The sequence below is a fragment of the Caballeronia sp. LZ035 genome, from assembly GCF_031451175.1.
In the GTDB taxonomy this organism is placed as follows: Bacteria; Pseudomonadota; Gammaproteobacteria; order Burkholderiales; family Burkholderiaceae; genus Caballeronia.
Genome location: NZ_JARUXS010000003.1, coordinates 918,812 through 935,737 on the forward strand (window position 1 = coordinate 918,812; position 16,926 = coordinate 935,737).

General features: G+C 68.3%; 2 protein-coding genes (1 of these 2 running past the window's edge). Both read right to left on the reverse strand.

The features are described from left to right. The gene (locus QCE88_RS27020) at positions 1-3,105 is read right to left on the reverse strand and encodes an AMP-binding protein (protein ID WP_309907945.1); all 3,105 of its coding nucleotides are present in this window, start codon (positions 3,103-3,105) and stop codon (positions 1-3) included. Continuing rightward, positions 3,098-16,926: the 3' portion of a non-ribosomal peptide synthase/polyketide synthase gene (locus tag QCE88_RS27025; protein WP_309907946.1), read on the reverse strand. Its footprint extends 12,391 nt past the window's final position; only the last 13,829 of its 26,220 coding nucleotides appear in the window; the start codon falls outside the window, past its right edge — the gene reads right to left on this strand; the stop codon is at positions 3,098-3,100. Before QCE88_RS27025 ends, QCE88_RS27020 begins: the two co-directional genes overlap by 8 nt.

Sequence of the window (16,926 nt, forward strand, 5' to 3'; positions counted from 1 at the left end):
TCAGCGCGTCGCCGATGCTTCGCCGTGTGCTTTCCTGCGGGCCTGTTCGAGCATGGCGGCGCGAGCCTCCGGGGTCATCGCATCGAGCTTCAAACGCGCCTGTGCGAGCCGCTCGAGCCCGTCCGGGTCAACCTGCGAGGCTTGCAGCGCCGTAGCGAGCGCACGCACATTCGGATGCGCGAAAACCAGCCCAGGCAGCATCTCGACGCGCAAGCGTTCGGCGACGCGCGACACGAGCCGGATCACCAGCAACGAGTCGCCGCCGAAGGCGAAGAAGTCGTCCGTGACACCTATCCGGGTACGCCCGAGCAGTTCGGCCATCGTCCGCGCGAGCACAGTCTCGATGCCGCCGGCTGGCGTCACGCCCGTTGCCGCCGCCTGCTCCGGCAGCGGCAACGCGCGGCGGTCGATCTTGCCGTTCGCGAGCCGTGGCAAGGCGGCAGCGATCATTACATGCGCCGGCACCCACGCATCGGGGAGCGCCTGCGAGAGCGCGTGCCGCAGCGTCTGCACGTCGAGTTGGGCACCGGATGCCGGAACGCACCATGCGGCGAGCACGCGCGAGGACGCTTCGCCGATCGGCATGACGACCGCCTGCGCGACGTCCGGCAGCGAACGGCACGCCGCCTCCACTTCGCCCGGTTCGATGCGGTGACCACGGATCTTGACCTGATCGTCGGTACGTCCGAGCCATCGCAGTTCGCCCGACGGCAAGCGCAGCACGAAGTCGCCGGTGGCGTAGAAACGCTCGCCGGTTGCCGCCTCGGTGACGAATGCGTCCGGGTTCGCTGCGCCGAGATAACCGGGCGTCAGCTGCCGGCCGCCCACCTGCAATTCGCCAGCCGCGCCCGCCGGCGCCGGCTTGCCATCCTCGTCGACGACACGCACCAGGTTGTTGGCGAGCACGTGCGTGAGCGGCAAGGCCATGCCGGGATCGCCATCGAACAATGCGTCGAGCGGCACTTCATGCACCAGCACGCCGACCGTCGTCTCGGTCGGCCCGTAGTGATTGAAGAGGCGCACCGACGGCTTTGCCGTCCGCAGCTTTGCCAACAGCGCGGGTCGCGCGGCTTCGCCGCCGAGCACCACGGTGGCCGGCACATAGGCGGGCGCGTCGCCCAGCAGCGCGTCCAGATGCGATGGCACGAACTTTACGCAGTCGACCTGACGCGACGACAGAAAGCGCCCGAACGAGGGCGCGCTCGCCATGTCGTCCGCCGTCGCGACTGCGATACAGCCGCCGGTGACGAACGCACCGAAAAGCGTCGTGTTGCCGAGATCGGCGGCGAGCGTCGAGGTCGCGGCAAAGACGCGGCAGCGTTCGAACCCGGCCGCTTCGCTGACGGCAGCGGCGTAGTTGGCGAGCGCTTCGTGCGTCACCGGCACGCCCTTGGGCGTACCAGTCGAACCCGACGTAAACATCACGTACGCGTTCGCGCGATCCGCGACGGGCGGCAGGTCCGCGCCGTCCGGCTCGCCGGGTTCGTGCCCGAACGCGTCCAGCACGAGGCGCGGCCGCGCGCTCGTGACGATGGCGTCACGCCGTCCGTCCGGCCAGCCCGGTTCGATCGGGAGATATGCCGCGCCTGCCCGCATGACGGACAGCAGCGCCAGCACCTGCCGGCCCGAGCGCGGCATCGCAATGCCGACCACATCGCCCGGAACGACGCCGCAGCGCCGCAGACGGCGTGCCCCGGCTTCGACGGCTGACCACAACGGCGCATAGCCGAGCGTCAGGTCGTCGGCACGGAGGGCAGGCGCATCGGGCGTGGTCCGGGCATGGCGTGCTATCGCGTCGAGGATCGTGGCATCCGGGAACGCGCGCACCGGGCCACGCAACTCGCCGGGGCGGTCGACGGAGGCATCGCCGAGCGGCAGGCGCGCGACGGTCGCCGCTGCGTCGAACGGCAGCCGCGACAGCGTGCTGGCGTACTGGTCGAGCAGCACGCGCGCCGTCGCGGCGTCGTAGCGCGAAGTGTCGTAGGCGAGCGAAAGCACGAGTGGCCCGCCCGATGCTCCCGCGCACGCGAACAGCGCGAGTTCGGACGGATGGCCCGCAGCATCGAAACGTTCGATGTCGCCGGCCGCCCACGCAGGCATGTCGGCATACTCGAAGGACGCACGCAGAAACCTTGCGAGCGCCTCGGACTCGGCCTCGGCCGGACAGCATTCCTGCCATTGACGATGCGCGTCGAGCAGCGCATCGCGCTGGCGCAGCACTGCATCGAGCGTGCTGTGCCGGTCGATGTCGAGCATGAGCGGCAGCATGCGCCGATACACACCGATCGCGCCCGCCAGCGGCTCGTAATCGTCGCGGCAATCGTGGACGGTTGCGCCGGCGATGCGCGACTGCGCGCCGATGCGCGCGAGCAGCATCCACCAGACCCCTTCCAGCGCATCGCCCGGCCGATAGCCGTGCGTGCGGCAGAATTCGCTCCAATGCGCGGCGGCGGTATCGTCGAGGATCGTGTGTACGCGATCCGGCGCTGACGGCGCGTCTTGCACCGGGCGCATGCGGCGCAACGGCAGCGCGAGCGCATCGCCGGTTGCCGTGCGCGTCAACCAGTCGCGCCAGTAGCCGACGCCCTCCGGACGGCTCTCGTCGTCCTCGAGCGCATCGCGCCATTCGAGCAGATGGCCATACGGCAACCCGTCGTCCGCCCGTTCGGCACTTGCGCCCGCCACGCGCTCGAGCGCCTCGCCGACGATGACGCACAGGCTCGGCGCATCGAGCCGCAACGGCGAAGCCGTCACGCCGAGCCGGGCGCGCGTATCGTCGATGCGCCGCCAGCGCAGTTGCAGCGCGGCGCGTGGGGGCGTGTTGTCGTCGTGCTCGCGCCACTCGACGCGCGGTCCGGAACCGCTCGTGCCGATCCAGCGCAAGCCGCGGAATCCGGCCACGGGTCCGATATCCGCGTCGAACACATCGTGCCCGGCGCAGCTCGCCTCGAAGGCGTCGAGCAGCGTATCGCGCGACAAACCGGCGGGAAGCGAGAACGCGAGCATCAACGGCGCGCGCGCGTTCGAGCCGTCGAGCAGCAGTTGTTGTTCCGCCGCAAGGGGACGGCTCTCGTCGCCGTTCCAGTCAAGACCTGTATCAGACATCGAACGATTCCCCCGTGGAAGTCAGCGTGCTTGCTTCGGCGGGGTTCCCGCCGATCTCGACGCAGCGGCCCGCGCCGTCCAGCCGGTACATCTCCGCCATTGCCACGACGATGCGGCGCGGCTCCTCGTAAGGATCGCGGGCATGCGCGGCGAGCATGTTGTCGACCATCAGCACGTCGCCGCGCTGCCAGTCGAAGCGGATGGCGCAAGCCTCGTAGGCGTCGCCGATCAGCCTGACGGCGGCCTCGTCGATGGGCGTGCCATCGCCGTAGCAGACGTTGCGCGGCAGGCGCGAGACGCCGACGAGTTCGAGCAGATCGCGCCGCACGGCGGCATCGAGGAAATACGGGTGATGCAGCTGGATCTGATTGAAGAAAACCCGCTCGCCGGTGAAGGGATGCGTGATCACCGCGGGTGCGCGCGTGCGGGTCTGCAACACCTCGCCGAACCACTCGAAGGCGACTCCCCCCGCGCGGCAACGGGCTTCGACCTCGGCGGCATCGCTCGTCCTGAAGAAGTCCTGCCATGAGACGTCGAGATCGGGTGTGAAAGTGCGGACATAGAGCAGTCCCTTCGATGCGAGCTTGTCGACCAGCGCCGCCGGCAGCGCCCGCAGCATGTCGCGCCCGTCGGCGACCGGCGTCGCGCCGCCGGTTCGGGACGGCAGCTCGCAATAGAACCACTGCTTGTACGGCCAACGTCCGGTGTGCGAACTCTCGTTGTGGTAAAGGATCATTTCGCGCTCGGGATACGGCGTCGAACGATAGGTGTTACGGCCGCCCTCCTTCTTCGGCAGATCGCCGTACGCTCCATACAGACGCGGCGACATCGCCTCCACGAAAGCCTCGAACTGCTGCGGATCGTTCAGCGCGAAGCCGCGAAACAGAATTGCGCCATGCTCGCCAAGCAGCGTGTCGATCTGCGCGCGATGCGCCGCCGCCCAGACCTCCGGATCCAGATCGCGGCGCAACGGTTCGACCAGCGCGGGCAATCGGCGGCCAGGCTGCAACTCGCCGATCCGCACGAGTGCGCGCGGTGCGCGACCGGCGGCGGGTGTCGCGGGCGTAGCGGTTGCCGTGGCAGTCGCGGGGGCATGTCGGGCGCGAAGCGCCTTGAGCTTGTCCAGCTTGCCGAGCGTGTTGTCGCGGGGGCGGATCGCGTCGGCGGTGGACCGGTCCGCCTGAACCGGCGGGGTCATGAGCGTGTCGAGCGCCTTGTCGGGATCGTTCACGAGTTCCTCCAGAAGTTGTGTCCACGCCGATAGCTGGCGGGCGATGGCCGTGCGCTCGAACAGAGGCGTCGCGAACACCCATTCGCCGCGCCAGCCGTGCGTGCCGCGATGCACGAAGAGCGCCATGTCGAATTTCGAATGACGGCTCGGCACGTCGAGCGTGCGCACGGCGAGACCATCGAGCGAGAGCGCGTCGGATGGCGTGTTCTGCAAGACGAAAAGCGCCTGCACGAGTGCGTTGCGCGACGGGTCGCGGCGCACGCCCGCCGCCTCCACGATCCGGTCAAACGGCAGCGCCTGATGCGCGAACACGTCGAGCAGTTCGTCCTGACGCTTCGCGGCATACGCGCCGAAACCGTGCGTGTGCCCGCCGCTCCAGCGCGAACGCAACGGCAGCACGTTGACGAAGAAGCCGAGCATGGATTCGAGCTCGACGCGCTCTCGTCCCGCGACATCGGTGCCGAGCAGCAGATCGTGCATGCCGGTGACGCGATGCAGATGCAATTCGAAGCTCGCCAGCAACGCCGCATAAGCGGTGATGCCGCGTTGGGCGGCGAAGTCGTCGATACGCGCCGACAACGCCGCGGGTAGCGCGAACGCGATGGCGTCGCCCTGCTGCGATGCGACCGGCGGGCGCGCGGCGGCATCGCGCCACTGCAACGCACGCGGTGCGCCGTCGAGATAGCGCTGCCAGTAGACGCGTTCCGCTTCGCCCGCCGCGCCGCTCAGTGCGGCCTCCTGCCATGCGGCGTAGTCCGCGTATTGCAGCGGCGGAGTCTCGATTGGCTGCCGCGCGCGATAGCGTTCGGCGAAGGCCTCGACCAGCACGCTCATCGACCAGCCATCCGAAATGATGTGATGCGTCGCGAAGGTGATGACATGCCGCGACGCGTCACGCCGCAGTACGGCGACCGCGAAAAGCGGTCCATCGGCGAGCGCGAAACGAGTGTGCTGCGCCGCCTCGATCGCCTCGCTGACGCGCGCCTCGGCGTGCGCGTCGGTCAGGCCGCGCAAGTCCGTGAACGGCACCTCGACGTGTGCCTCATGCGCCGGCGCGATGCGTGCGTAAGGCACGCCGTCGTCGTCGGGATAGGTCGTGCGCAGGATTTCATGCTGCGCGACGAGTTCGGCAAGCGCGCGCTCGACACGCGCGATCGACAGCGCGCCCGTCACCTCGACCGCCGCGGCGATCGTGTACGACGCCGAGCCGGGCGCGGCAAGGCGCTCGGCAAGCCACAGGCGATACTGCGCCGGCGACAACGGCATGCGCGCGGTCCGTGCGACGGCCTGCAAGGCGGGCGCATCGCTGACTTGGGCCCGCGCGACATGCGAGGCGATCGCGGCGAGTGTCGGCGCGGTGAACATCGAGCGCAGCGGCGGCGCAGCGCCGAAGCGCGCGCGGATCCGCGACATGACCTGCATTGCGCGCAGCGAATCGCCGCCGAGCGCGAAGAAGTTGTCGTCGCGTCCGATGCGCTCCACACCCAGCACGTCGCTCCAGATCGCAGCAAGCTGCTGCTCCGTCCCGCCCTGCGGCGGAGTGGATTCGCGCGGCTCCCAATGCGGCTGTGGCAGCGCCTTGCGATCCAGCTTGCCGTTGGGCGTCATCGGCATCGCGTCCAGCACCATCACCCCTGCCGGCACCATGTATTCCGGCAAGACTTCGGCCAGTGCGCGGCGCAATGCATCGCCATCGAGCGCGTTGTGTCCCGTCACATAGCCGATCAAACGCTGCGATATCCCACTGCCCTGCGTCGAGACCACCGCTTCGCGCACCCCTTCCTGTGCCAGCAAACGCGCTTCGATCTCCCCCAGTTCCACCCGGAAACCGCGCAGCTTCACCTGATGATCGATACGACCCGCGTATTCGAGTTGTCCATCCTCGCGCCAGCGCACCAGGTCGCCCGTGCGATACATGCGCGCACCCTCGCCCGCGAACGGGTCCGGCACGAAACGCTCCGCGCTCAGCCCCGCGCGATTCAGATACCCGCGCGCCAGCAATTCACCCCCGATCGCCAGTTCGCCGATCGCGCCGCGCGGCGTCAAACTCATGTCCGGCCCCAGCACGTACAGCGCGCGCGCGCCCAGCGCCCGGCCGATCGGCACCAGCCCCGGCAGAGCGTCGAGCGTCGCCTCCGATGCCTCGAACGCGCTCGCGGTGATCGCCGTCTCGGTCGGACCGTACGTGTTGAGCAGACGGATCGGCGCAAGCGTGGCGCTCTCGCGCCAGCGGCGCAGACCCTCCAGCGGCATCGCCTCGCCCGTGGCGTGTACTTCCCGGAGCGTTTCCAACGCGTCCTGAACCTCCTCGCCTCGCGTCAACTCCTGCACCAGCACATGCCAGTACGCCGTCGGCAGATCGGCCACCGTGATGCCGTGGCGTTTCACGCGCACCGCGAACTCCTCGCTGCTCCACAAGTCCGCCCCGCGCAACACCACCGCCGCGCCCGCGCACAGAGAGGGAAACAACTGCTCGATGAAACCATCGAAGTTGATCGTCGAGAATTGCAGCACGCGATCCCGGCTCGACAAGCTCGCAAAGTCGATCGACACCTGCGCGTGGCGCGCCAGCGCATCGTGCGAGATCGCCACGCCCTTGGGACGCCCCGTCGAACCCGACGTATAGATCACATACGCCAGTTGTCGATCGTGAATGCGCACGTCCGGCGCATGCGACGGCCCCGCTTCGTCCTCCACTGACACATGGCGCACATCGAGTGCGGGCAGTTTCGCCAGCACGCGCGTCTCGCTCAACAACAGGCCGATGCCGCTGTCCTGCACCATGTAGGCAATGCGCTCGGCCGGATAGTCCGGATCGAGCGGCACATACGCGCCGCCCGCCTTGAGAATCGCCAGCAGCCCCACCACCATGTCAAGCGAGCGTTCCAGCGCAATGCCCACGCGCGTCTCGCCGCGCACGCCCTGCGCAATCAGCCGATGCGCCAGACGATTCGCGCGGGCATCAAGCGTGGCGTAATCGAGCGTGCTGTCGTCCAGAATCAGCGCGTGTGCATCCGGCGTGCGCGCGGCCTGCTGCGCGATCCATTCGTGCACCGGCGCACGCCGATGAACCTCGTATCCACGGCCCATCTTCAGTAGCGCTGTCGCTTCGCTCGTATCGAGCAGAGCGATATCGCCGACGCGAACCGATCCGTCCGCCGTCATCGCATGCAGCAGCGTCTCGTATTGACGCATCCAGCGCTCGACGGACTGCTCCGGCCACACCGCGCACGCATAGCTCATCTCGGCGATCAGTCCATCCGTGGCCGACTCGGTGACATTGAGCGTCAGGTCGAACTGGGCATCGCCATCGCCGATCGTCAGCGCTTCCACTTCCAGCCCCGGCCATTGCGACAGCGCGCGATAGTCGGTCTTCTGGTGATTGAACATCACCTGGAACAGCGGCGTCGACGCGAGGCTGCGTTCCGGCCGCAGCGCCTCGACCAGCGCCTCGAACGGCAAGTCCTGATGCGCCTGCGCGCCCAGCGCAGCGCGGCGCGTCTGCTCGATGAGCGCATCGAGTGTGAGGTCCGTGTCGAAACGCGCACGCATGACCTGGGTATTGACGAAGAAGCCGATCAGCGGCGCGACCTCGGGCCGTTCGCGATTGGCGACCGGCACGCCGACGCGTATGTCGCGCTCGCCGCTCAAACGATGCAGCAGCGCATGAAACGCGGCGAGCAGCACGACATAAGGCGTCGTGGCGCGCGTCGCGGCGAGCGCCCGCACCCGCTCGCTCAACGCCACCGGAAGTTCGTGCCGCAGACGCGCGGCGCGCGCATCGCCCTCGGCGCGACGCGTTGTGTCGGCAGGCAATTCGAGCACCGGATGCGCGGTGCCCAGCGCATCGCGCCAGTACGAGAGCTGACGCTCACGCTCGCCGTCGTCCAGCCAGCGGCGCTGCCATACCGCATAATCGCCGTACTGCACCGGCAAAGCCGGCAGGCGCGGTGCGCGTTTCGCCGTCGCTGCGGCATAAAGCTCGACGACGTCATCGAGCAGCACTTGCACCGACCAGCCATCCGACACCGCGTGATGCATCGACACGACCAGCACGTTCCGATGCGCCGCTTCCCTGACGAGCGCCGCGCGCAGCAACGGTCCGCGCTCGAGATCGAAGGGCGTCGCCACGAAAGCGTCGGCGGCCGAACGCAGGTCGTCCGACTCGACGATCCGGAACTCCGGCGCAAGCGATGCATGCACGATCTGGCACGGCCCCGCGCCTTCGATTTCGCGCAAGGTCGTGCGCAACGCTTCGTGACGCGCGACCAACTGCGCCAAGGCCGCGGCGAGCGCATCGAAATCCAGTTCGCCATGCAATCGCACCGCACCGCCAATGTGATAGGCGCGGCTGTCGGGCTCCAGATTCCACATGAACCACAACCGCTGCTGCGCATGCGACATCGGCAGCACGCGCGCGCCGTCCGCCGCCGCTTCGCTCTGCACCGGCACGAGCGCCGGTACGCGCGGCGCCTCGACACAGGCGCGCGCCAGCGCCGCGATGTGCGGATGCGCGAACAGCAGACGCGGCGTGACGGGCAGCCCCGCAGCCACGGCTTTCGCCGCGACGCGCAGACTCAGGATCGAGTCGCCGCCGAGCGCGAAGAAATCGTCGTTGCGTCCGACGCGGTCCAGTTGCAGCGCCTCGCGCCAGATCGCGGCGAGCGCGTGCTCGGTTTCGCCTCGCGGTGCGTCGTAGTCTGCGGCGCCGTCGTCGGGTGCGGGGAGCGCACGGCGATCCACCTTGCCGTTCGGTGTGAGCGGCAAGGTATCGAGCGCCACGATCGCGCCGGGAATCATGTAGCCGGGCAGGCTGTGCGCGAGCGCCGCACGCAGCCGGGCCACATCCGCAACCACGGCGGACGCGTGTTGCCGATGCGTGATATAGCCGACCAGACGCATGCCTCCCGGACCTTCGCGCGCGACCACCACGGCCGACCCGACGCCTTCGCACGCCGCCAGCGCTGACTCGACCTCGCCCAGTTCGATCCGATAACCACGAATCTTGACCTGATGATCCATCCGGCCGAGATAGTCGAGCGTGCCGTCATCGCGCCAGCGCACCAGATCGCCGGTGCGATACAGGCGCGCGCCGCCGCCCGCGAACGGATCGGGCACGAAACGCTCGGCGGTGAGCGGCGCGCGCCGCCAGTAGCCGCGCGCAAGTCCTTCGCCACCCAGGCAGAGCTCGCCCGGCACGCCCGCCTGCACCAGTTCGCCCTCGCTATCGAGCACGTACGCGCGAGTACGCGACATGGCGTCGCCGAGCGTCAGCGCAGCCGGATCGGTCACGGGACCGAGCATCGACCAGATGGTCGTCTCGGTCGGGCCGTACATGTTCCACAGTTCGACGCCATGCGCGAGCAACGCCTGCGCGAGATCCGGCGGCAAGGCTTCGCCTCCGCACAAGCCCTTGAGCGCGGGCCACGGCGCGCCGCTCGCGAGCAGCATGCGCCAGGTCGCCGGAGTCGATTGCAGCACGGTCGCACGTGCCTCGCGCAGCAGCGCGGCGAGCGCCGCGCCATCGCGGGTGGTCTCGCGCGGCGCGACGATCAGCGCCGCACCCACGGTGAGCGGCAGATACAGTTCCAGCGCGGCGATATCGAACGACAGCGATGTCACCGCCACACATCGATCGTCAGCGTCGAGGCCCGGACTGCACGCCGTGCTCGACAGAAAATTCGCCAGCCCGCCATGACGCACCATGACGCCCTTGGGTTTGCCCGTCGAACCGGACGTGTAGATGACGTAGGCGAGATGCTCGCGATGCACCGTGATCGCCGGTGCGTGTGAAGGCATCGATGCATCGCCCGCTGCGACAGGGTCGAGCACGGCGATTCCATCATCGAGAGAAGGCAGTGCGACGTCACCGGAGCGCAGCACGAATCGCAGTCCGCTGTCTTCGATCATCCATGCCAGACGTTCGGCGGGATAGTCCGGATCAAGCGGCACATACGCCGCGCCGCACTTCAACACGGCCAACACGGCGACCACCATGTGCGCCGAACGCGTCAGCGCGATGCCCACGAGCATTTCGCTGCCGACGCCCGCTTCAATCAGCCGATGTGCCAGCCGGTTGGCGCGCGCATCGAGTTCGTCGTAGCGCAGGGCGTCGCCGCCGCAAACCAGCGCGATCTTTTCCGGCGTGAGGCGCGCCTGGGCGGACACGCGCTCGTGTACGAGTGCGGCTTCGCCGTCCCCCGCCGCGCCATGACCCCGTGCAAGCAGCGCGTCGCGTTCCGCCGGCGGCAGCATCGCGGCTTCGGCCACGGCCTGGTCCGCGTCACGCAGGAAGCCGCGCAGGATCGCGCCGAATCGCGCCAGCAGACGCCCGGCCTGCGCGGCGTCGAAGGCGTCGGTCCGGTAACTCAGCCGCACGCGCAGACTTGAGCCGTGCAATACCGTGAGCGTCAACGGGTAATGGGTTTCTTCCTCGTTGACGTAGTTGTCGAACGATAACCCGCCCGGCGCGGACGACTTCAGCACTGCATCGACGGGGAAATTTTCGAACACGACGATGTTGTCGAACAAGGGCGCTTGCCCGCACGCCGCGGCCTTCTGAATGTCGCCGAGCGGCGTGTGCTCGAATTCGCGAGCGGCAAGCGCGCGCTCCTGCAAGGCGCGCAGCCACGCGCCGACTCGCATCGACGGCGCTCGCGTGCTGGTCACCGGCAAGGTATTGATGAACAGGCCGATCAGGGTGTGCGCCTGCGCGAGCTCGCCCGGACGACCGGCGACGGTCGCACCGAAGCTCACCGTGCGCTGTCCGGTCTGCTGATGCAGCAGTTCGGCCCACGCGCCCTGAACAAGCGTATTCACCGTGACGCGCTCCTGCTTGGCGAACGCGTTCAACTCGGCGGTGAGCGCCGCGTCGAAGCTCTCGTGCAGACGTGCAAAGCTCGAATCCACGCTGGTCGGCGGTGTTTCGACGCGCGCCAGCCGGGTCGGTCCATCGACCTCAACGAGCGCGCCGCGCCAAAACGCGTCGCTTGCGCGAGCATCTTGCTTCCCGAGCCATGCGATGTAGTCGCGGAAGCGCCCCGGCACGGCGGGCAGCGTCTCGCCGGCATAGTGACGCAGCACCTCGCTCATCAGTTGCGCGGCACTCCAGCCATCGAGCAGCAGATGATGGCTGGTCCAGATCAGGTGATGACGCCGATCCCCGATGCGTGCCAGCACGAAGCGTTGCAGCGGCGGGCGCTCCAGATCGAAGCCTGCTTCCAGTTCACGCCGCGCGAGCGCGTCGAGAACGGCGGTGCGCTCGGCATCGCCACGCAGGTCCAGATGCTCGAACGGTGCGACAGCGCGTTTCGAGACCCATTGGAGCAACTCGCCGCCGCGTTGCAGAAAGCCGGTGCGCAGGATGTCGTGCCGCGCCGTCACTGCGCGCCAGGCGGCTTCGAAGCGCGCCGTATCGAGTCCGTCGATATCGACGCGCGCCTGATTCAAATAGACCGACGCCTGCGCATCCAGCATCGCGTGGAACATCATGCCGGCCTGCATCGGCGAAAGCGGATAGAGGTCGTAGACGTCGCGCCACGGCAGCGCGAGACTGTCGAGGGCCGCCGTGTCGAGGGCCGCCAGCGGGAAGTCGGACGGCGTGGCCGCGCCTGCCGTTTCGGCGCACAGGTCGATCAGCGCCAGCAGTTCGCGCTCGACGTGCGCGGCCAGCGTTTCAATCGTCGCCGCGCGATGACGCGCGGCGCTGTAGCCGAACGCGATCGACAAGCGGCCCTGCGTCACCTTGGCATCGACGGACAGCGCGTGCGTGAGCGGCGCGCTGGCCGCGAGCGTCGAACCGACGGACTCGCCCGCAATGGCCCAGCCGTCGTCCTGCGCATCGAATGCCGTATCGAACTGACCGAGGTAATTGAACACGACCTGCGGGCGCGCAAGGCCAGCCATGACGGCGCGATCCCCAGGCTCGCCGACGTAACGCAGCAGTCCCGCGCCGATACCGTGGCGCGGGACTGCACGCAGCATCTCCTTGACGCGCCGCAGCGCCGTCGCACGCTCGCCGCACGCCGCAAGCGCGACCGGGAAGACGCTCGTGTGCCAGCCGACGGTGCGGCTCAGATCGACATCGTCGAACAGCGGCTCGCGTCCATGACCTTCGATGTCGACCAGCACGGCATCGTGCCCGGTCCAGTCGCATAAGGCGCGGCCAAGGGCCGTCAGCAGCAGGTCGTTGATATGCGTGCGGAACGCGGCGGGCGTGTCCTGCAACAGGCGGCGGGTTGCTTCGGCGTCGAGGACGCGTTCGATACGCGCGCTGTCGCCGACGCGCGCGGGTCCGCCGCTCGTGTCGCCCGGCACGTCGGCCGGCAAATTGGCGGGCGCATCGAGCGCGCGCCAGTAAGCGAGTTCGGCGCGTGTCTCGGCGCTGCAGGCGTGCGCGGGCAGGCGGCGGGCCCACGTCGCGAAGGACGATCCGCGCGGCGCGGGCGCGCCGCCTTCATAGACGCGTTGAAGATCGTCGACGATCACGCGCCACGACACACCATCCACCACCAGATGATGCGCGGTGAGCAATAGTCTCGGGGAGCCATCTGGAAGATGCACGAGCATCGCGCGCAGCAGCGGGCCGTGCGTCAGATCGAGGCTCGCATGGGCGGTTTCGCACAGCGAGGCCAGCGAAGCCGGATCGTCGAGATGACGCTCCCATAGCATGTCCGCCGTGGCCGCATCCTGTGCGTGAGTCTGGGTCCAAACGCCATCGCGTTCGACGAAACGCAGACGGAACGCCGGATGATGCCCGCTCACCGCGAGCAACGCGCGACGCAGCCCGTCCACGTCGACCTTCGGCGGGGTGCGCAGCAGGATGGCCTGGTTCCAGTAGTGGCGCTCGGGCACATCCATTTCGAAGAAGTCGCGCTGGATCGGCAACAACGGCAGGTCGCCTTTTGGTGCATCGTCTGCGACGATGCGCGACTCCGCGTGCGACACCACTTGCGCGAGCAGCGCCACGGTCTGCGCGTCGAACAATTGCCGGGGCGTAGTTGACAGGCCGATCTGACGCATACGCGCAATGATCTGCAGGCTCAGGATCGAATCGCCGCCGAGCGCGAAGAAGTTGTCGTCGCGTCCGATGCGCTCCACACCCAGCACGTCGCTCCAGATCGCAGCAAGCTGCTGCTCCGTCCCGCCCTGCGGCGGAGTGGATTCGCGCGGCTCCCAATGCGGCTGTGGCAGCGCCTTGCGATCCAGCTTGCCGTTGGGCGTCATCGGCATCGCGTCCAGCACCATCACCCCTGCCGGCACCATGTATTCCGGCAAGACTTCGGCCAGTGCGCGGCGCAATGCATCGCCATCGAGCGCGTTGTGTCCCGTCACATAGCCGATCAAACGCTGCGATATCCCACTGCCCTGCGTCGAGACCACCGCTTCGCGCACCCCTTCCTGTGCCAGCAAACGCGCTTCGATCTCCCCCAGTTCCACCCGGAAACCGCGCAGCTTCACCTGATGATCGATACGACCCGCGTATTCGAGTTGTCCATCCTCGCGCCAGCGCACCAGGTCGCCCGTGCGATACATGCGCGCACCCTCGCCCGCGAACGGGTCCGGCACGAAACGCTCCGCGCTCAGCCCCGCGCGATTCAGATACCCGCGCGCCAGCAATTCACCCCCGATCGCCAGTTCGCCGATCGCGCCGCGCGGCGTCAAACTCATGTCCGGCCCCAGCACGTACAGCGCGCGCGCGCCCAGCGCCCGGCCGATCGGCACCAGCCCCGGCAGAGCGTCGAGCGTCGCCTCCGATGCCTCGAACGCGCTCGCGGTGATCGCCGTCTCGGTCGGACCGTACGTGTTGAGCAGACGGATCGGCGCAAGCGTGGCGCTCTCGCGCCAGCGGCGCAGACCCTCCAGCGGCATCGCCTCGCCCGTGGCGTGTACTTCCCGGAGCGTTTCCAACGCGTCCTGAACCTCCTCGCCTCGCGTCAACTCCTGCACCAGCACATGCCAGTACGCCGTCGGCAGATCGGCCACCGTGATGCCGTGGCGTTTCACGCGCACCGCGAACTCCTCGCTGCTCCACAAGTCCGCCCCGCGCAACACCACCGCCGCGCCCGCGCACAGAGAGGGAAACAACTGCTCGATGAAACCATCGAAGTTGATCGTCGAGAATTGCAGCACGCGATCCCGGCTCGACAAGCTCGCAAAGTCGATCGACACCTGCGCGTGGCGCGCCAGCGCATCGTGCGAGATCGCCACGCCCTTGGGACGCCCCGTCGAACCCGACGTATAGATCACATACGCCAGTTGTCGATCGTGAATGCGCACGTCCGGCGCATGCGACGGCCCCGCTTCGTCCTCCACTGACACATGGCGCACATCGAGTGCGGGCAGTTTCGCCAGCACGCGCGTCTCGCTCAACAACAGGCCGATGCCGCTGTCCTGCACCATGTAGGCAATGCGCTCGGCCGGATAGTCCGGATCGAGCGGCACATACGCGCCGCCCGCCTTGAGAATCGCCAGCAGCCCCACCACCATGTCAAGCGAGCGTTCCAGCGCAATGCCCACGCGCGTCTCGCCGCGCACGCCCTGCGCAATCAGCCGATGCGCCAGACGATTCGCGCGGGCATCAAGCGTGGCGTAATCGAGCGTGCTGTCGTCCAGAATCAGCGCGTGTGCATCCGGCGTGCGCGCGGCCTGCTGCGCGATCCATTCGTGCACCGGCGCACGCCGATGAACCTCGTATCCACGGCCCATCTTCAGTAGCGCTGTCGCTTCGCTCGTATCGAGCAGAGCGATATCGCCGAGCCGCTCCGCGTCGCCGCTCAAAGCGCGCAGCAAACGCTCGAATCGCTCCGCGAGTTGCTGCGCGCGATCACGCCCGACGCGCGCGCTATCCACGCTCCATTCGAGGCTCAACTCCGGTTGGGTTGAGACGGTCAGCGTCAGCGGATAGTGCGTGCGCTCGAACGCGCGTGCAGCGCTTACTCGCAAGCCGTCGCCGGCTTCGCGCAAGCTGGCATCGACTGGATAGTTTTCGAACACGAGCAGCGAATCGAACAGTTCTCCGCCTGTGCGTCCGAGCCATTGCTGCACCGACGCCAGCGGCGTGTGCTCATGCTCGCGCAACGCCACGTTGGACGCCTGAAGTCCGCGCAGCCAGTCGCCGCATGCCGCGCGGCGCGGCACGTCCGCATAGAGCGGCAAGCTGTTGATGCACAGCCCGAGCATGCGTTGCACGCCCGGCAACGCCGCCGGACGGCCCGCCACCGTGACGCCGAAGACCGCGCGCTCGCGTCCCGTCGACTGCGCGAGCAGCAGCGCCCACGCGCCCTGTACCAGCGTATTGAGCGTGACCTGATGACGTCGCGCGGCGTCTTCCAGGCGCGAGACGAAAGCCGCATCGAGCGTCCGCTCGAAGTCGAAGGCCGGCGCCGCCGCACCGTCCGTTCTGGTCGATGGCATGTCGGTGAGCGTGCCGCAGGCGTCGATATCGCCCGCCTGAGCGACCCACCATTCGCGCGACGACGGTTGCGCGTCGAGCCAGGCAACGTAGCGCGCGTACTGCACCGGCGGCAGCGGCACATGCGTCACGCCGCCGCACGCGGCGCGGTACGCGTCCATCACCTCGCTCATCAGCAAGGCGCTGCTCCAGCCGTCGGTGATCGCATGATGGCCGGTCCACACCAGATCATGACCGCCATCGGGCCGTTTGAAGAGGTTCACGCGCACGAGCGGCGCGCACTCGATGTCGAATCCTGCGCGCAGATCGTCGTGCAGCCAGCTATCGAGCGCCGCTTCATAGGCCGGCGGGTCGCGCGGCATATCCTCATGGACGGCGAAGGGCAACTGCGCGCGCGGCGATACCACTTGCAGCACGGGACCGCCGTAGCGCCATTCGAAGCGCGTGCGCAACACCTGATGCCGCGCCGCGGCGTCGAGCCAGGCCCGCTGCATGGCACGCGCGTCGAGCGCGCCGGCGAGCGTGATGCGCTTCTGCGTGACATACAGACCTGCGTCGGGCTGCGCGAGCCCGTGAAAAATCAGCCCTTGCTGGACGGGCGTAGCCGGATAGATATCTTCGATGGCATCGGCCGGACCGGACGCCAGGCCCAGGCGCGCCCATTGTTCGGGCGTCACGCGCAGCATCGGGAAGTCCGACGCGCTCAGCACGCGGGCCGCAATGTTCAGATGCGCGAGCGTCGCGCGCAACCGCGCCTCGAAACGCGCGGCGATCTCGCGCGCACTGACCACGCCGATGACATCGGGATCGAAGTCCCAGCGAATCGACAGCGCGCCGTCCTGCACGCGCGCATTGATGTCGAGTGCGAACGGGGCGGCGGCCGCCGCCGTCATCTCGCCGCAGTCCTCGTCGGCGAACGCGAACACGCCCGACGCCGGCAAGGTCTGATCGAGATTGCCGAAGTAGTTGAAACCGACACGCGGCGCTGGCAGCGCGCCCGCCTCCGCACGCACGGCCGCATCGGGCGAGTGCGCCAGCAGGCCCCATTCGAAACCCTTGTCCGGCACCGCGCGCACGCACGCCTTGGTGTCGAGGAGGCTCCGCGCGAGATCGTCATGTGCGGCGAGCCGCAGCGGATGACGCGTCGTGAACCAGCCGACCGTGCCGCTGATATCGA

Bases quoted from the DNA above. Each gene is read 5' to 3' on its own strand.
- QCE88_RS27020 (WP_309907945.1), bottom strand. From the start codon at position 3,105: ATGTCTGATACAGGTCTTGACTGGAACGGCGACGAGAGCCGTCCCCTT.